A 16,288-nucleotide genomic window follows, 5' to 3' on the forward strand; every position below is an offset into this window, starting at 1 on the left:
CCCTCTCCCGCCAACGGGAGAGCGGGTTCAATCTCCAGAGTCGAAGCACACATGAGCGACACCGCGTCCAAGACCATCCCGCTCACCGTCGTCGGCGCGGCCGATCCGGTCGCGAATCCGGCGGTGCTGCAGTCCACGACGATGACCCCGGGCGCCAAGCAGCTCGGCGGCGACAAGATCAACCGCTCGCCGGTGCAGTTCGCCGACGCGCCGGTGCTGCGCAAGCCCTCGTGGATCCGCGTGCGCATTCCCTCAGGCAATTCGGTCGCCCAGCTCAAGGCCAAGCTGCGCGAGAACCGGCTGGTCACGGTGTGCGAGGAAGCCAGCTGCCCGAACATCCACGAGTGCTTCGGCCACGGCACCGCGACGTTCATGATCCTCGGCGAGGTCTGCACCCGCCGCTGCTCGTTCTGCGACGTCGCCCACGGCCGGCCCAAGCCGCCGGACCCGCAGGAGCCGGTCAACCTGGCCAACACCGTCGCCGACATGGGCCTGAAGTACGTGGTGGTCACCAGCGTCGACCGCGACGACCTGCGCGACGGCGGCGCCCAGCACTTCGTCGACTGCATCGCCGCGATCCGCGCGCAGAGCCCGCGCACCAAGATCGAAGTGCTGACCCCGGACTTCCGCGGCAAGGGCCGCATGGAGCGCGCGCTGGAGATCCTGGCGAACAACCCGCCGGACGTGTTCAACCACAACGTCGAAACGGTGCCGGACCTGTATTCCAACGTGCGCCCAGGCGCCGACTACCAGTGGTCGCTGACCCTGCTGCAGAAGTTCAAGGCCCAGCATCCGAACGTGGCGACCAAGTCCGGGATCATGCTCGGCCTCGGCGAGACCATGGAACAGGTGCAGGCCACGCTGCGCGACCTGCGCGCGCACGACGTGGACATGATCACCATCGGCCAGTACCTGCAGCCGACCCCGCACCACCACCCGGTGCTGCGCTACTGGACGCCGGAAGAATTCAAGGAACTCGAGGTCTACGGCATGTCGCTGGGCTTCACCCACGTCGCTTCGGGGCCGCTGGTGCGTTCCTCGTACCACGCCGACCGCCAGGCCATCGACGCCGGGTTCGCGGTGGCGTAAGCCGGGCGGCGCGGTCGCCGGCGGGCGAGGGCGGGGCGCCGGCTCCGCTGCGCGATCCGCCGCCGATGCGCCGCGGTCCGCCATGACGAAAAAGCCGACGCGGATGCGTCGGCTTTTTCGTTTCCCGATCCTGGCGACCGCGCCGGTGCGCGGCGTCAGCGTCCGCCGTACTGCTGGGTCGGCTGCTGCTGTTGTTGCTGCTGCTGTTGCTGCTTCTGCTCGTAGGTCTCGGTGCGGTTGTGCGAATCCAGTTGCTGCACGGTGCCGCCCATGTCCGCCGCCGGCTTGCCCGCATCGACTTGGGCGCGGAAGCCCGGAGTGCTGCCGGCGATGAAGATCTGGCCGTCCTGCAGCGCGACCTTGCCGATGTCGGCGGGTTCGCGCATGCCGCCGCGCTTGGCCGCCAGCACCGCCTCGGCGACCTTTTCGTCGCTGACCTGGGCCGGCAGGCCCGAGCGCAGCTTGTCGTACATGTCGCGGTCGGGGTGGTCCTTGGGAAACGGAATGCGCGGATGGTCGAGCGCGTGGCTGACGTCGCGGTTGACCTTGGCGACGTCTTCCTTGGTCATCAGCTCGCGCTCGGGGTCGCCCTCGCGGCGTTTCAGGCGCGGGTCGTCGGGATAGAGCTGGCCGATGCGCTTGTCGTCGAGGCCGGTGATCAAGGTGCCGTTTTTGACCGCCTCGTAGCAGCGCTTGGCCAGGTCGTCCTTGCCCGAGGCCTCGTCGCCCAGGCGCCGGCCGACCTCGTTGTTCCACAGGTCCATGCGGTGTTCGCGCGGATCGTTGGGATGCTTGGAGCCGATCTCGTTGTCGTCGCCGTAGCTGCGCGAGATCCATTGCTGGCCCGCCGCCAGCTGGGTGGTGCGGCCGCTGGTGTAGGCGTGGCGGAACGCGTCGAGGGCATCGTTGTGGCCCTGTCCGGCGAAGCTGCCGTCGGGCCGCCGCGCCAGTTTCTCGCCGCTGAGTTGCTCGTAATAGCGGTAGGCGTCCTGCTCGATCCCGCGCTTGAGGTCGCTCATCGGATTGTTCATGGCGTCGCCGCTCCGTCGGCGAGTTGGAATTCCACGGTGTCCTTGTAGCCGGGGTACTTCTTCTTCAGCACCAGCTTGTCCTGGCGGCCGATGCAGCGCTCGGCCGGCGAGCGCGCGACGTAGGGCTCGGCGACGAAGTAGTCCTCATAGCCGAAGCGGAACACCTTCTCGGCGCCGGCGCCGGTGAACTTGAGTTCGAGCTGGTCCTCGCGCTCGAAGCACAGCTGCTGCCAGTCGAAGTCGGTGAGCTGGGCGGCGTCGACCACGGCCGAGTCGCGGCCTTGCAGCAGGTGGGCGACTTGTTGGGTGAAGTAATGCTGGGCGTCGTCGGACTGGGACATGGGGCATCCGCTCAAGAGGCAGGTGGAAAGGGCGGCGAACAGGGCGAGGCGGGTCAGGCGCATGGCGGGGTCGGCGCGGTTGGGATCGGTGTGCGGGCGGCCGGCGGGCGCGGACCCGATACGAACGGGACGGCGGCGGCGATCGCGCCGGCGCGGCGCGGGCCGGGCGCGGATGCGTCCGCGCGACGGCGGGCGCAGGCGGAAGGGTCCGGTTCCATGGGGACTCCACGTGCGGGTGGGCGGCAGGCCGGGCGCAAGCGCCGCGCAGCCATTCCTTTTGCTCGGCGCCAACATAGTCGAGCCCGGTTGGGGCGGCAAGCCCGATCCGGCTCGACCGGCTCGGCCGGCCCGGCCCGAGCCGGTTCGCGCCCGCCCGATCCGGCGCAATGCCGCGCCCCGCCTGGCTTCGCGCGGTCCGCGGCGCGGCCCGGCGAGCAATCTGAACCGGATTCACCCCTGCAACACGCATTTGCGCCGGCTCGCGTGACAGGGCCGGCAACTTTCGGCACTGTGGGCTTGTCCAACGCCGCATCATCCTCCCGCAGCACCCGACAAATCCGGCTCCCCCAGCCGGGAAGACTCCGCGATGACTCCCAAGAACACGCGTGCCCTGACCCTGTTCGCAGGCCTGCTGCTGACCGCCCCGCTGGCGCTGCTGGCCCGGCCCGACGGCGCCGCCGCCGCGGCCACCGTCTCGACCCTGCCCAACGCGCCCACCGCCGACCAGGCGACCGCGGCCAAGCTGGTCTACGGCCTGCTGTCCGACAGCCGCTACGCCTACCGGCCGCGCGCGCTCGACGACGCGCTGTCGGCCGACATGTACAAGCGCTACCTCGAAGCGCTCGACCCGAACAAGCAGTTCTTCACCGCCGCCGACATCGGCCGCTTCGACGCGTTCAAGACCAAGCTCGACGACGCGATCAAGAGCGGCGACCTGACCCCGGCCTATTCGATCTTCGCCACCTACCGCCAGCGCGTCGACGAACGCGTCGCCTATGCGCGCGGCCTGCTCAAGCAGAACGGCAACTTCGACTTCAGCGGCAGCGAGCGCTACGACTACGACCGCAAGGAAGCGCCCTGGGTCGGCGACACCGCCGCGCTCGACGCGCTGTGGAAGCAGTCGGTGCGCAACGACTGGCTGCGCCTGAAGCTGGCCGGCAAGAAGTCCGACGACATCGCCAAGACGCTCGACAAGCGCTACGCCAACATGGGCAAGAGCATCGGCGAGCTCAAGGGCGAGGACGTGTTCCAGACCTTCGTCAACAGCTACGCCAACGCGATCGACCCGCATACCGACTACCTCACGCCGAAGTCGGCCGACAACTTCAACATGACCATGTCGCTGTCGCTGGACGGCATCGGCGCGCAGTTGCAGAAGCAGGACGACGTGGTCGCGATCCGCGAAGTGATCCCGGGCGGCCCGGCCGCGCGCAGCAACCTGGTCAAGCCCGGCGACCGCATCGTCGGCGTCGGCCAGGGCGACAGCGGGCAGATGGAGGACGTGATCGGCTGGCGCATCGACGATGTCGTCGCCAAGATCCGCGGTCCCAAGGGCAGCAAGGTGCGCCTGGACGTGATCCCGGCCGAGGCCGGCCAGGACAGCAAGCCCAACCGCATCGTGCTGGTGCGCGACAAGGTGCGCCTGGAGGAACAGGCGGCCAAGTCGGAAATCATCGACATTCCCGCGGCCGGCGACGGTCCGGCCAAGCGCATCGGCGTGATCAAGCTGCCGGGCTTCTACCAGGACTTCGAAGGCCGCCGCAAGAACGCCAACGACTACGCCTCGGCGACCCGCGACGTGGCCAAGCTGCTGGTCAAGCTGCGCGCCGACAAGGTCGACGGCGTGGTCCTGGACCTGCGCAACAACGGCGGCGGTTCGCTCAACGAAGCCATCGAGCTCACCGGCCTGTTCATCGATCGCGGCCCGGTGGTGCAGGTGCGCGAGGCCGGCGGCCGGGTCAGCGTCGAGAGCGACAGCGACACCGGCATTGCCTGGGAAGGTCCGCTGGCGGTGCTGATCAACCGCGGCTCGGCCTCGGCGTCGGAGATCTTCGCCGGCGCGATCCAGGACTACGGTCGCGGCCTGGTGATCGGCGAGACCACCTTCGGCAAGGGCACCGTGCAGAACATGCTCGACCTGGACCGCTGGCCGGCCAACGAGGGCGCGCGCTTCGGCCAGCTCAAGCTGACCATCGCCCAGTTCTTCCGCGTCAGCGGCGGTTCGACCCAGAACAAGGGCGTGGTGCCCGACCTCGCCTTCCCGGTGTCGGTGGACGCGACCGAGTACGGCGAGAGCACCTACGACAACGCCCTGCCGTGGACCAAGATCGCCTCGGTGCAGCACACCAGCTACGGCAACTTCGCGCCGTTGCTGCCGAAGCTGGAAGGCCTGCACACCGCGCGCATCGCCGGCGACAAGGAATTCCAGTGGTGGTCGCAGGACGTGGCGCAGTTCCGCGAGGAGCGGGCCAAGAAGTGGATCTCGCTCAACGAGGCCGACCGCCGCGCCGAGCGCGACCGCGAGGACGCCAAGCGCAAGCAGCGCCAGGAAGAGCGCAAGACCCTCGGCCTGGCCCTGGACCCGCTGGCCGACGACGCCAACGACGATGGCCTGGCCTCGTCGGAGCGCGACATCGTCAAGGACGCGGCGCGCGAGAAGCTCGCCGACAAGCGTCCGGACCCGCTGCTGCGCGAATCGGCCTCGATCCTGGCCGACGCGGTGCGCCTGCTCAACGCCGACCGGCAGCTGTCGGCGCAGGTCTTGCCGACCGCGACCCGGCCGGGGCATTGGGCCGACTGAGCCCGAGCGCTCGCCCGCGACACCGAAAGCGCGCCGAACGGCGCGCTTTCTTTTTGCGTTCCGCGAAAGTTCCGTAGCCCCCTGTAGGAGCGGCGCAAGCCGCGACCGCGACATTCGGCTTGCGGCGCAAGGTCGAGACATCGCAGTCGCGGCTCGCGCCCGCTCCTACAGGGGAGGGGTTGCGGACGCGCTCACCATTCCTGCTGGTAGGAGCGGCGCAAGCCGCGACCGCGCCGCTCCGGTCCCGCGCAGAACGCTTTGGCCGCCCGCGCCATTGGCGACCAAAAACCCACCCACGCAAGATGCGGATAGCGACCCCGCGCGCGCCGGCCTAGTCTTGCCCCATGAACGCCAAAACCCCCACGCGCAAGTCCGGTCCCGGCGCCGCCGATCAGGCGGCGGCCGGCGCTTCGTCCAACGCCGTTGCCGGCGACAAGCTCGAACGCGCCCGGCAGTTGCTCGACGGCGGCGAACTCTCGCTGACCGAGCTGTCGGCCGCGGTCGGCCTGAGCCCGTCGCACCTGCAGCGCCGCTTCAGCGCGCGCTTCGGGCTCAGCCCGGCCGAATACCTGGCCCAGCGCAAGCTCGGCAGCCTGCGCAACGCGCTGCGCGAGGGCAACGACGTAAGCGCCGCGCTCTACGACGCCGGCTACGGCTCGCCTTCGCGCGTGTACGAGGCCGGCGCCGCGCGCCTGGGCATGACCCCGGCGCGCTATCGCGCCGGCGGCGCCGGCGAGCAGATCCGCTGGAGCGTGACCCGCACCGCGCTCGGCCTGGCGCTGGTGGCGACGACCGCGCGCGGCATCTGCATGGTCGAGCTCGGCGACGACGCGGCGGCGCTGGAAGCGCGGCTGCGCGAGGAGTTCCCGCGCGCGGCGCTGGAGCGGGTGGACGCCGGTCGCGACGAGTTCCTGGCGCCGCGCGTGCAGGCGGTGGCCGACACGCTCGGCGGCGGGGCGGGCGAGGTGCCGGTCGACCTGATCGGCACCGCGTTCCAGAAAAAGGTCTGGGATGCGTTGATGAAGATCCCGCCGGGGCAGACCCGCAGCTACGAAGAGGTGGCGCGGCAGATCGGCTCGCCGCGCGGCGCGCGCGCGGTGGCGCAGGCCTGCGCGAGCAACAAGGTAGCGGTGGTGGTGCCCTGCCATCGGGTCGTGCGCGGCGACGGTTCGCTGGGCGGGTATCGCTGGGGCTTGCCGCTCAAGCAGACGCTGTTGCAGCGCGAGCGGGCGGCTTGAACCCACCGCGTTGTCGGATGCAGCGACTGCAGGAGCGGCGCGAGCCGCGACCGCGATACTTCAATCTTGCGCCGCAGGCCGGATGTCGCGATCGCGGCTCGCCCCGCTCCTGCAGGGGCGGGGGCGGAACGTCGCGATCCGGGCGAAAAGCGTCGGGCCTGAAGGCCCTCCCACAAATGCTCGCTGAGGTTGCTGCGGAAGGTGCCGCTTCTGACGGGGCTGCTTCTAAAGGGGCTGCTGTGGGAGGGCCTTCAGGCCCGACGCCTTCCGCTCAGATCGCCACGACGCATCCGCCCAGCCTCACCCACCGCCGCGCCGCTTGCGCGCCGCGCGCGGCGCATCGCGGGTCGGCAGCTCCAGCCCGTGCTTGACCACGTCGAACACCAGGTGGGTGTCGTAGCGCTTGACGTTGCCTTCGTCGAGGAACAACCGGTCGACCACCTGGCGGCAATGGGCGACGCCGGTGGTGGCCAGGATCACCAGATAGTCCCACTCGCCGGCCAGGGTGTAGCACTGCTGCACCTCCGGCGCGGCGCGCACGCGGGCGTGGAAGGTGGCGTTGCCCTCGGCCGATTCGCGCTCCATGGTCACCCACACCGCCGCCAGGGTGCTGCCGAGCGCGGTCGGGTCGAGCACCGCGACCTGGCGCATCAGGCCTTCCTGGCGGTAGCGGGTCATGCGCCGCTGCACCGCGCTGGGCGACAGGCCGATCGCGTCGCCGAGTTCGCTCAGGGTCGCCGAGGCGTCTTGTTGCAGCAGTTCGAGCAGTTTGTGGTCGAACTCGTCGAGGACCAGGGGGGCGGAATTCATGCAAGATTTTTGCGTCGGCGCGGGCAATTATTCAACCGCAATTTGACTGACATCGATACGCTATTCTCGCGCATCGGTCCTCAGGAATTTTTATGTGCCGCCGCGCGCTCCCTGCCCCTCCACAACGGACGCCCCCGGGATGTCCCGGTACGTGACGCAAGCCGCCGCGCCCGAGCAGATCGGCGAGATCCTCGCGCTGATCCGCGAACACGGGCCCAACCCCTGGAACTACCTGCCCGAGGTCGAGCTGGCCACGCACCTGGCCGGGATCCGGCGCGGGCGCACCCAGGCGATGATCGCCGTGGCCGACGGCGCGATCGTGGCGGTGGTCACGTTCGAGCCCAGCGACGCGTTCCATCGCTACCAGCCGGCCGGGCGCGAGATCGCCTGGCAGGGCCACGTCGGCGAAGCGGTGGTGCACCGCGCGCACCGCGGCCAGGGCCTGGGCTCGCGGCTGCTGACCGCGGCGGTGGCGCGGATGCGCGCGATGGGACTGCGCGAGATCTACATCGAGCGCCACGAGGATAACGAGGGCTCGGCCGGGATGATGCGCAAGGCCGGTTTCGAGGTCATCGACGTCTACGACGATCCGCGCCGGCGCGTGGTCGGCAGCGGCCGCACCAGCGTGTCGCGCCTGCTCGCGCTGGACTGAGCGGGCAGGGCGCCGTCGCCGTGCGGCGGCGCTGCGCGGTGCGGCATCGGGACGCAGGCGTGTCGCGCGGGAACGCGCGCGTGTCGCCGGCGCCGCGAGGATGCAGCGCCGCGGCGCGCCGGCAAAGAAGCCGAGCCGCGTTGCTCGGGCGGCGCAGCGCTGCGCGCCGGTACAGGTGCGCGGCGCCGCAAACGCGAGCCCGCAGCGCAGGGACGCGACCGCGCCGCGACACGCAGCCGTCGCCGCGCGGACTCAAGATTGGCTACAGGCTGACTCAAGTTTTTCTCGCTCCTGTTTAGCCCGCAGGCGCGTCAAGCTATCGCGCTTTTCTCCCCGTTCCGTTCGCCCCTCCCCCGCGAGTACCCGCATGAGCGCCCCCGCCGCCCCGCCGTCCGACCCGCGCGCTCCCGGCCCGCTGGCCGTCGCCTTCGCCCTGGCTTCGGTCTACGTGCTGTGGGGCTCGACCTACCTCGGCATCCGCTTCGCCCTGGAGAGCTATCCGCCGTTCCTGCTCGGCGCGGCGCGCATGTTCCTGGCCGGCGCGATCATGTGGGTGGTGCTGCGCAGGCGCGGCGTGCCGGCGCCGACGCGCAAGCAGTGGCGCACGTTGTGGGTGCTGTCGATCTTCATGGTGCTGCTGTCCAACGGCCTGGTGAACCTGGCCGAGACCCAGGTCGATTCGGGCCTGGCGGCGATCGCGGTGGCGTCGATGCCGCTGTTCGCGGGCGTGTTCGCGATGCTGCGCGGGCGCCATCCGTCGAAGATCGAATGGGCGGGTTTGGCGGTGGGTTTCGCGGGCGTCGTTTGGCTCAACGCCGGCGGCAAGCTGTCGGCGTCCACGCTCGGGCTGGTGTGCCTGATCGTCGCGCCGATCGCCTGGGCCTGGGGCTCGATCTGGAGCCGCGACCTCGACCTGCCGTCGCCGTTCATGACCGCCAGCGCGCAGATGCTGACCGGCAGCGCGTGGATGCTCGGCGCGGCCGCCGTCACCGGCGAGCGCATCGTGCAGGTGCCGACCTTCGGCGCCACCGCGGCGCTGCTGTATCTGGTGGTCGCCGGCTCGATCTTCGGCTTCACCGCCTACATCTGGCTGTTGCACCACGTGCGTCCGGCGCTGGCGACCAGCTACGCCTACGTCAATCCGCCAATCGCGGTACTGTTCGGCGCGCTGCTGGCGGGCGAACGTTTCACCTCCCACGACCTGGGCGCCATGGCGGTGATCCTGGTCGGCGTGGTCATCATCACCCTGGCCAAGGCGCGCGCGGCCAAGGCCGCGCCGGTCGCGGCCGCGGTCGCGTCCGCGCCGGCCGTCGTCGCCGCGAGCGAACTGGAGAAATCGACATGAATACCGGCACCGACCGCCGCGGGTTGTGGATCGCGGTCGCGTCCTTCGTGCTGTGGGGGCTGATGCCGCTGTACTGGCACCTGCTCAACTCGGTGCCCTCGCTGATGATCGTGGCCCACCGCATCGTCTGGAGCACGCTGCTGGTGAGCGCGTGGCTGTGCTGGAAGAACGGCCGGCAGTGGCTGAGCGAGGTGCTGCGCGAGCCGCGCAAGGCCGGCATGCTCGCGGTCAGCGGCTGCCTGATCGCGTTCAACTGGGGGCTGTACATCTGGGCGGTCAACGCCGGCCACGTGATCGAGACCAGCCTGGGCTACTTCATCGGTCCGCTGGTGAGCGTGATGCTCGGCGTGCTGTTCCTCGGCGAGCGGCTGCGTACGGTGCAGTGGCTGGCGATCGCGCTGGCCTTCGCCGGGGTGCTGTGGCTGACCCTGCAGCACGGCCGCCCGCCATTGATCGCGCTGGGGCTGGCGATCTCGTTCGCGGTCTACGGGCTGGTGCGCAAGCTGGTCGCGGTGGAAGCGGTGACCGGCCTGGGCGTGGAGAACGTCTACCTGTTCCCCGCGGCGCTGGCGCTGATGACCTGGGGCGAAACCCAGGGCATGGGCGGCTTCTTCGGCGGTTGGGGCCTGGGCATCGACGCGCTGCTGGTGATCGCCGGCGCGCTGACCGCGCTGCCGCTGATCGGCTTCGCCTACGCGGTGCGGCGGGTGTCGCTGACCGCGATCGGCCTGCTCCAGTACGTGGCGCCGACCCTGCAGTTCCTGATCGGCTGGCTGGTGCTGCGCGAGGCCTTCGACGCCAAGCGCGCGATCGGCTTCGCGTTGATCTGGGCGGGGCTGGCGGTGTTCGCCAGCGAGGGCGTGCTGCGCTCGCGCCGGTTGGCGGCGGCGACGAACCCGGCCTGAGTCAGCCGAGCAAGCCTTCGCTCCAGGCCCGCAGCACGACGTAGCCGAGCGCCACGGCGAGCGCGATGCCCGCGCGTACCGGCGCGGTCTCGCGCCAGCGCCGTTCGCGCGCGCGGCAGCGCAGCTGGCGCCGCAGCGCGGCCAGCTGCGGGTGCGCGTCGTCGGCCGCCGCGTTCGCGATGTCGTTCGCTGCGTTCGGGCCGTCGTTGGCCGGCGCGGCGATGCGCAGGGGCGAAGCGGTCAGCAGCTCATCGATCTCGGTGTCGTCCATCTGCGGCTGCCAGCCGTCCACGAACGGCGCGGCAACGCGCCGGCGCAACGTCGTCGCGGCGACATAGGCCGGTTCGGGCGCGATGCCGTACAGGTCCAGCGGCAGCAGCAGCGGCGCGAAGCGGCGGCCGGCGCCGTCCAGGCCCGAATAGCGACGCCGCCAGGCCGGCACGCGCGCGATGTAGCGGGCGGGGTCGCGCACCAGCAGCTGCAGCCCTTCGCTGTCGGTGTCCAGCACCCGCATGCGGTAGCGGCGCAGGCCGACCACATCGGCCCAGGCGATCAGGCCGAAGTCCGGCGAGCGCACGCCGGCGGCGTCGATGCGCAGTTCGCCTCGCGCGCCGCGCGCGCGCCAACGCCACAGCGCGCCGATTCCGAACGCAGCGGCGAGCGCGCCGGGAATCAGCGCCAGGGCGATGCGGCCGCGCGCGAGCTCGGACCACGCCAGCCCGCCGCACAACGCCGCGAATGCGGCCAGCGCGGCCAGCGTCCACGCAGGGTCGGCGCCGACTCCGCGCACTTCGCCGTCGCGCAAGGCCTCGCGTACCTGCGCATGGCGCCGATCGGCCGCGTCCAGGTCGATGCGCCAGGCCGCGATCGCGCAGGTGCCGGCGGCGGCCATGCCGGCCAGCAACAGCAGCAGGCCGAGCCACGGCGAATGCCCGTCGGGCCGCACGCCTTCGAGCGCGAACATCAGGGTGAGCGTGCCCAGGACCACGGCGGCGACGTGGTACAGCCGCTTGCGCATGCTGGCGCTCATTCCGGTCCCCGAACACGATGGCGTTGGCGCAGCCTAGCGCGCGCCGCGTGGCGGCCGCCAGCGCCTTTTCCGCCGCGCGGGGCGCATGCGCGCGACCTGCGCGAGGCGCGCGCAGCGCGATGCGACGCGGCGCGCCGCGCGTCACGAAAAAGCCCCCTTCGGCGAAGGGGGCTTTCGTGTCCGCGCGATGGCGATGCGGTTCGAGCGGCGCGGCTTACAAAGCCCGCAGCGCCGAGGTCACCGGCAGCGTCGCCGCGCGCAGCGCCGGGAACAGGCCGCCGACGAAGCCGATCGCCAGCGCCCACTTCAGCCCGCTCCACAGCAGTTCGCCGGTGACGCGGAAGTCGAAGGTCAGCTGGCCGACGCCGCCGGCGATGGTCGAGGCGGTGTAGCCGTTGAAGATCGCCCAGGCCAGCACGCCGCCGATCAGGCCGCCGACCAGCGCCAGCAGCATGGTCTCCAGCATCACCGCCACCACCACCGGCAGGCCGCGGAAGCCGATCGCGCGCAGGGTCGCGATCTCGCGCGCGCGGGTGGCGACGGTGGCGAACATGGTGTTGAGCGCGCCGAACACCGCGCCGATGGCCATGATCGAACCGACCACGATGCCGATGACCCGGATCACCGTGGTCATGCCCTCGGACTGCTTGGCGAAGTAGTCGGCGGTGGTGGTGACGTCGACCTGCAGGCGCGGGTCGCCGGCCAGCGCGGCCTTGAACGGCTTGAACGCCTTGGCCGAGGTCAGCTTGGCCACCACCGCGTTGCGCGAGGCGCCGCGGCGGTAGGTCGCGGCGACCATCTCGGCGTCGGCCCACACTTCCGAGTCCATGGCGTCGCCGGACTTGAACACGCCGACCACGGTCCACTGCTCGCTGCCCAGGCGGATCTGCTTGCCGACGTCGAGGCCGGCGAACTGGCGCTGCGCGCCGCTGCCGACCACCACCTCGCGCTTGCCGGTCTCGAACTTGCGGCCCTGCACGATCTTGACCTGCGGCCGCACCAGCCAGGCGCGGTCGCCGACGCCGCGCAACTGCACGCTGCCGTCCTGGTCGGGCGCGCCGCCCTTGATCGGCAGGTTGGCCGCGACCACGGTCTCCGGCGAGGCCAGCGGCCGGCCGTCGGGGCCGCGGGAGATGCCCTGGGCCTGTTCGATCACGTTGATGCTGGCCAGGTCCAGGGTCGACATCACCTCGGCCGCGGACGCGCCGCGCAGCACCAGCACCGTGTCGGCGCTGCCGGTGCGGGCCAGGGTCTGGCGGTAGCCTTCGGCCATCGACAGCATCGCCACCAGCACCGCGACCACGCCGGCGATGCCGATCACCACCACCGAGGACGAACCCAGGCGCTGGCGTAGCGTGCTGATGCCGACGCCAGCGACCGAGGCGGCCTGCTGGCCGCTGCGGGTCAGCAGCATCCACAGCGCGACCAGCGCGGCCAGGCCGACCAGCACCGGCCACGGCGCCACCGCCCACAACGCCAGTCCGGCGATCAACGCCAGCGCGGTCAGCAGGCCGCGGCCGAACGATAAGAGCTTCTTCATGTGCGGTCTCCGTTAGCGCCCGGCCAGGGCGTCGACGATGTTCAGGCGCATCGCCCGGATCGCCGGCAGCGCGCCGACCACCAGGCCGATGGCGACCATCAGGCCCAGTGCCAGCGCCCAGCTGTGGCCGCTGATCGGCGGGATGTTGATCGCGCCGCGGCTGCCGGCGCTGACGATCGGGCCCATCAACCGCGCCAGGGCGACGCCGATGACGCCGCCGATCAGCAACAGCAGCACCGATTCGGCCAGCACCAGCATCAGCACGTTGCGGTCGGGAAAGCCGATCGTCTTGAGCACCGCCAGCTCGGAGGTGCGCTCGCGCACCGCCTGGGCCATGGTGTTGCCGGTCAGCAGCACCAGGGTGAAGAACACCGCGCCCATGATCGAGCCGACGATCAGGCCGATGTCGGCCATCTGCTTCATCCAGTTCGCCGCCGACGCCGCCTCGGTCTGGGTCTTGCTCTCGTGGTCGGAGTTGGCCGAGATCGCGTCGATGGCCTTGGCCACGCGGTCGGCCTGGTTCACGTCGCCGACTTCGGTGATGTACCAGCCGACCTGGCCGCGGTTGTAGGGATTGGAGTCGTCGAAGTACTTCCAGTGCAGCAGCACCATCTGGTCGTACCAGCCGCCGGTCTTCTTGTCGGCGGCGGCGATCGTCCCGACGATGTCGAAGTTCCAGTTCTTGCTGCCGTCGCTGTTGGGGAAGATGGTCGACTGCAGCGGCAGTTTCTGCCCGACCTTCCAGCCGAAGCGCTGCATCAGCTGGGCGCCGACCAGCACGCCGGTGCGGGTCTCGTCGAAGGCCTTGCGCTGTGCCTTGTCGACCTGGATCTCCGGATACAGGTCGAGGTAGTTCGACGCCACCGCGAAGCTGAAGATCTGGTTGTGCGGATCCTGGTAGGCGCCGCCGAACCAATTGGCGTAGGACACCTGCTTGACGCCCTGGACCTGGGCGATGCGGTCGTTGAGCGACATCGGCAGCGGCTGGATGAACGACAGCCGCGAGCCGGTCTGCAGGCGCTTGGCGCCGTTGGCGCTGTTGCCGGCCTGGTCGAAGCTCTCGCGCACGCCGTCGAGCAGGCCGAACAGCAGGAACGCGGCGACGATCGACAGCAGGGTCAGCGCGGTGCGGGTCTTGCGCCGCATCAGCTCGGCCCAGATCAGATGGAAGTACTTCATGGCCCGTCCCTCCGGCTCAGTGCGCGTCGGGCTGCTGCTCGACCAGGGTGCCCTTGTCGAGGTGCAGGGTGTGGGTGGCGTACTCGGCGGCCTTCGGGTCGTGGGTGACCATGACGATGGTCTTGCCGTGTTCGCGGTTGAGCAGGCGCAGCAGGCCGAGGATGTCCTCGGCCGACTGCCGGTCGAGGTCGCCGGTGGGCTCGTCGCAGATCAGCAGGGTCGGGTCGGAGACGATCGCGCGGGCGATCGCCACGCGCTGCTGCTGGCCGCCGGAGAGCTCGTTCGGGCGATGGCTGCGGCGCTCAGCCAGGCCGACCAGGGTCAGCGCGATCTCGGCGTTGCGCTTGCGCTGGGCGGCGCCCAGCGGCGACAGCAGCAGCGGCAGTTCGACGTTCTTCTGCGCGGTCAGCGCCGGCATCAGGTTGTAGAACTGGAAGATGAAGCCGACGTGGCGGCTGCGCCACTGCGACAGCTGGCCCGGGATCATGCGGTCGATGCGCTCGCCCTCGACGGTGATCTCGCCGCCGCTGGGGTTGTCCAGGCCGCCGATCAGGTTGAGCAGGGTGCTCTTGCCCGAGCCGGACGGGCCCATCAGCGCGACGAAGTCGCCCTTGGCGATGTCCAGGTTGATGCCGTGCAGCACTTCGACCTTTTCCGGGCCGCGCTGGTAGGTCTTGGTGAGGTGGTTGATCGAAACCAGGGTGTCCATCTTCGACGTCCTCGGGTGTGCGGATGCGGGTGAGCGTTGCCAATGCGGGGCGGTGCGGCGACGGGCGCGGTGCGGTCGGTACGGTGCGGCTCGAAGCGGTGCAGCTCGAAGCGGTGCGGCGCGAAACGAAGCGGCGGAGGTCGGAGCGCGCGCGGGCGCGCCGGTCGCGGACCCGTGGAACGCGCGCGTCGCCGCGACGGCCGCGCGCAACTGCGGTGAATGCGCGCGACTGCGGTGGATGCGCGCGCCGCGGCGTGGGGCCGCCGGCGCGTGGTCTGCCTCAGTGCCGGGTCACGGCGTCATTGCGTATCCGACGAATCGGCGCCGGCGTTTTCGACACGGACCTTGGCGCCGTCGGCGAGCGAATCGGGCGGGTCGAGCACTACGTTCTCGCCGCCGACCAGGCCGGCGGTGACCTCGCGGTCGTCGCCGAGCTTGCGGCCCAGGGTCAGCGCGGCCTGGCGGGCCTTGCCGTCCTCGACCACGAAGGCCACGTCCTTGCCGTCGCGCTGGGCCAGCGCGGCGTTGGGCAGCATCGCGCTGGGCTTGGCCGGGGCCGCGCCGGCGGGCTTGGCGGCTTCCAGGAAGCTCACCCGCACGCCCATGTCCGGGACGATGCGCGGATCGCGGCTCTTGATCGCGATGCGCACCTTGACCGTGGCCTTGCCGCGGTCGGCGGTAGGGATGATGGCGATGACCTCGGCCGGGATCTTCCAGTCCGGGTAGGCGTTGAGCGTGGCCTCCACCGGCATCTTCGGCTGGACCCGGCCGATGAAGGCCTCGCCGACATCCACTTCGATCTCCAGCGAATCCATGTCGACGATCGTGCCGATGCCGGTGCGGGTGAAGCCGCCGCCGGCCGACAGCGGCGAGACGATCTCGCCCGGCTGCGCGGCCTTGGCGGTGACCACGCCGGCGAACGGCGCGCGCACCACGGTGTTGTCCACGCCGATGTCGGAGATGCGCAGCGAATCGCCGGACACCTTGACGTTGCGCTGCGCGGTCAGCAGCTGCGCGCGCAGCGAGTCGCGCTGGGCGACGGCCTGGTCGTACTGCGAGCGCGACACCAACTGCTGCTGGGTCAGCCCGGCCAGGCGCCCGGCGTTGGCCTCGGCCTCCTTGAGCTGGGCCTGGACCCGGGCGACGTCGCTCTGCGCGGCGGCGAGCTGGGCGGCGCTGAGTTCGCGCTGGGCGTTGGCGTCGATCGGGTCCAGCGTGGCCATGATCTGGTTGGCTTCGACCCGCTGGCCTTCCTCGATCATCACCTCGCGCACCTTGCCGGTGATCTTGGCCGAGACCGTGGCGATGCGGCGGGCGACGATGTAGCCGGTGGCGTCGAGCACCGAGGCGCCCGCGCCGCCGCTGCCGGCGCCGATCGCGGTGACGCCGGCGGTGCGGACCTGGACGCCGGCGTTGCGGCCGAAGACGAACCAGCCGGCCACCGCGGCCAACACCAGCACCAGCACGATCGCGCCGACGATCAGGCCGCGGCCGGGGCCCGACGGCGGCGCCGGGCGGTTGCGGTCGATGCGGAGTTCCTTCAGCAGATCGGCGGATGCGCTCATGTTCCCAACCAAGACGCCAGATGCCGCCTAGTGTGACCGGGGCGCGCGCGCGAT

General features: G+C 70.8%; 14 protein-coding genes and 1 pseudogene. 7 read left to right on the forward strand and 8 right to left on the reverse strand.

Annotated features, from left to right (window positions below; translation table 11 throughout):
* Positions 1–51 precede the first annotated feature (51 nt).
* A complete protein-coding gene (gene lipA, locus RDV84_RS10770; RefSeq protein WP_309153409.1) occupies positions 52–1,089 on the forward strand; it encodes a lipoyl synthase in 1,038 nt (345 codons plus the stop codon).
* A 155-nt stretch (positions 1,090–1,244) separates the two neighbouring features.
* On the opposite strand, the gene RDV84_RS10775 is transcribed toward lipA, so the two are convergent.
* A complete protein-coding gene (locus RDV84_RS10775) occupies positions 1,245–2,120 on the reverse strand; it encodes a DUF6973 domain-containing protein (protein ID WP_309153410.1) in 876 nt (291 codons plus the stop codon).
* Positions 2,117–2,461 carry a hypothetical protein gene (locus tag RDV84_RS10780; RefSeq protein WP_309153411.1) on the reverse strand — a complete coding sequence of 115 codons (345 nt, stop codon included), beginning with the start codon at positions 2,459–2,461 and terminating at the stop codon, positions 2,117–2,119. Before RDV84_RS10780 ends, RDV84_RS10775 begins: the two co-directional genes overlap by 4 nt.
* A 586-nt stretch (positions 2,462–3,047) precedes the next feature.
* Here RDV84_RS10780 and RDV84_RS10785 point away from each other — a divergent pair.
* The 3 genes from RDV84_RS10785 (at position 3,048) to RDV84_RS26225 (ending at position 6,686) form a co-directional block, all read left to right on the forward strand.
* A complete protein-coding gene (locus RDV84_RS10785; protein WP_078995868.1) occupies positions 3,048–5,261 on the forward strand; it encodes a carboxy terminal-processing peptidase in 2,214 nt (737 codons plus the stop codon).
* A gap of 344 nt (positions 5,262–5,605) precedes the next feature.
* Positions 5,606–6,499 carry a bifunctional transcriptional activator/DNA repair enzyme AdaA gene (locus tag RDV84_RS10790; protein ID WP_078995867.1) on the forward strand — a complete coding sequence of 298 codons (894 nt, stop codon included), beginning with the start codon at positions 5,606–5,608 and terminating at the stop codon, positions 6,497–6,499.
* Positions 6,500–6,581: 82 nt separating this feature from the next.
* Positions 6,582–6,686, forward strand: a complete 105-nt coding sequence (locus tag RDV84_RS26225; protein ID WP_425606279.1) for a DUF6053 domain-containing protein — start codon at positions 6,582–6,584, stop codon at positions 6,684–6,686.
* Between the two features lie 113 nt (positions 6,687–6,799).
* On the opposite strand, the gene RDV84_RS10795 is transcribed toward RDV84_RS26225, so the two are convergent.
* Positions 6,800–7,309 (reverse strand): Lrp/AsnC family transcriptional regulator, encoded by a 510-nt coding sequence (locus RDV84_RS10795; RefSeq protein WP_057949079.1) that lies wholly within the window; start codon positions 7,307–7,309, stop codon positions 6,800–6,802.
* A gap of 151 nt (positions 7,310–7,460) precedes the next feature.
* Between RDV84_RS10795 and RDV84_RS10800 the strand changes: the two genes are divergently transcribed.
* The 3 genes and pseudogenes from RDV84_RS10800 (at position 7,461) to rarD (ending at position 10,211) form a co-directional block, all read left to right on the forward strand.
* On the forward strand, positions 7,461–7,961 hold the full coding sequence (locus RDV84_RS10800) for a GNAT family N-acetyltransferase (protein ID WP_309153412.1): 501 nt from the start codon (positions 7,461–7,463) through the stop codon (positions 7,959–7,961).
* Between the two features lie 367 nt (positions 7,962–8,328).
* Positions 8,329–9,222, forward strand: a pseudogene (gene yedA / locus RDV84_RS10805) (drug/metabolite exporter YedA); the annotation flags it as partial.
* An 80-nt stretch (positions 9,223–9,302) separates the two neighbouring features.
* Entirely contained in the window at positions 9,303–10,211 is a 909-nt protein-coding gene (rarD, locus tag RDV84_RS10810) for an EamA family transporter RarD (RefSeq protein ID WP_309153413.1), read from the forward strand.
* A 1-nt stretch (position 10,212) separates the two neighbouring features.
* Here rarD and RDV84_RS10815 read toward each other — a convergent pair whose 3' ends face one another.
* The 5 genes from RDV84_RS10815 to RDV84_RS10835 form a co-directional block, all read right to left on the reverse strand.
* The gene (locus RDV84_RS10815) at positions 10,213–11,241 is read right to left on the reverse strand and encodes a hypothetical protein (RefSeq protein WP_309153414.1); all 1,029 of its coding nucleotides are present in this window, start codon (positions 11,239–11,241) and stop codon (positions 10,213–10,215) included.
* 214 nt (positions 11,242–11,455) lie between these two features.
* Entirely contained in the window at positions 11,456–12,781 is a 1,326-nt protein-coding gene (locus RDV84_RS10820; RefSeq protein ID WP_309153415.1) for an ABC transporter permease, read from the reverse strand.
* A 12-nt stretch (positions 12,782–12,793) separates the two neighbouring features.
* Positions 12,794–13,960 (reverse strand): ABC transporter permease, encoded by a 1,167-nt coding sequence (locus RDV84_RS10825; RefSeq protein WP_078995863.1) that lies wholly within the window; start codon positions 13,958–13,960, stop codon positions 12,794–12,796.
* Positions 13,961–13,976: 16 nt separating this feature from the next.
* Complete coding sequence (locus RDV84_RS10830) at positions 13,977–14,669, reverse strand: ABC transporter ATP-binding protein (RefSeq protein WP_309153416.1); 693 nt, start codon at positions 14,667–14,669, stop codon at positions 13,977–13,979.
* 299 nt (positions 14,670–14,968) lie between these two features.
* Entirely contained in the window at positions 14,969–16,234 is a 1,266-nt protein-coding gene (locus tag RDV84_RS10835) for an efflux RND transporter periplasmic adaptor subunit (RefSeq protein WP_309153417.1), read from the reverse strand.
* Positions 16,235–16,288 lie beyond the last annotated feature (54 nt).

Origin of the sequence: Lysobacter yananisis (genome assembly GCF_031199375.1) — a bacterium.
Taxonomy (GTDB): Bacteria; Pseudomonadota; Gammaproteobacteria; order Xanthomonadales; family Xanthomonadaceae; genus Lysobacter; species Lysobacter yananisis.

What these genes read in the sequence shown, in the direction of transcription:
- lipA (WP_309153409.1), top strand. Translation starts at nt 52, where the DNA reads ATGAGCGACACCGCGTCCAAGACCATCCCGCTCACCGTCGTCGGCGCG.
- RDV84_RS10775 (WP_309153410.1), bottom strand. Translation starts at nt 2,120, where the DNA reads ATGAACAATCCGATGAGCGACCTCAAGCGCGGGATCGAGCAGGACGCC.
- RDV84_RS10780 (WP_309153411.1), bottom strand. Translation starts at nt 2,461, where the DNA reads ATGTCCCAGTCCGACGACGCCCAGCATTACTTCACCCAACAAGTCGCC.
- RDV84_RS10785 (WP_078995868.1), top strand. Translation starts at nt 3,048, where the DNA reads ATGACTCCCAAGAACACGCGTGCCCTGACCCTGTTCGCAGGCCTGCTG.
- RDV84_RS10790 (WP_078995867.1), top strand. Translation starts at nt 5,606, where the DNA reads ATGAACGCCAAAACCCCCACGCGCAAGTCCGGTCCCGGCGCCGCCGAT.
- RDV84_RS26225 (WP_425606279.1), top strand. Translation starts at nt 6,582, where the DNA reads ATGTCGCGATCGCGGCTCGCCCCGCTCCTGCAGGGGCGGGGGCGGAAC.
- RDV84_RS10795 (WP_057949079.1), bottom strand. Translation starts at nt 7,309, where the DNA reads ATGAATTCCGCCCCCCTGGTCCTCGACGAGTTCGACCACAAACTGCTC.
- rarD (WP_309153413.1), top strand. Translation starts at nt 9,303, where the DNA reads ATGAATACCGGCACCGACCGCCGCGGGTTGTGGATCGCGGTCGCGTCC.
- RDV84_RS10815 (WP_309153414.1), bottom strand. Translation starts at nt 11,241, where the DNA reads ATGAGCGCCAGCATGCGCAAGCGGCTGTACCACGTCGCCGCCGTGGTC.
- RDV84_RS10820 (WP_309153415.1), bottom strand. Translation starts at nt 12,781, where the DNA reads ATGAAGAAGCTCTTATCGTTCGGCCGCGGCCTGCTGACCGCGCTGGCG.
- RDV84_RS10825 (WP_078995863.1), bottom strand. Translation starts at nt 13,960, where the DNA reads ATGAAGTACTTCCATCTGATCTGGGCCGAGCTGATGCGGCGCAAGACC.
- RDV84_RS10830 (WP_309153416.1), bottom strand. Translation starts at nt 14,669, where the DNA reads ATGGACACCCTGGTTTCGATCAACCACCTCACCAAGACCTACCAGCGC.
- RDV84_RS10835 (WP_309153417.1), bottom strand. Translation starts at nt 16,234, where the DNA reads ATGAGCGCATCCGCCGATCTGCTGAAGGAACTCCGCATCGACCGCAAC.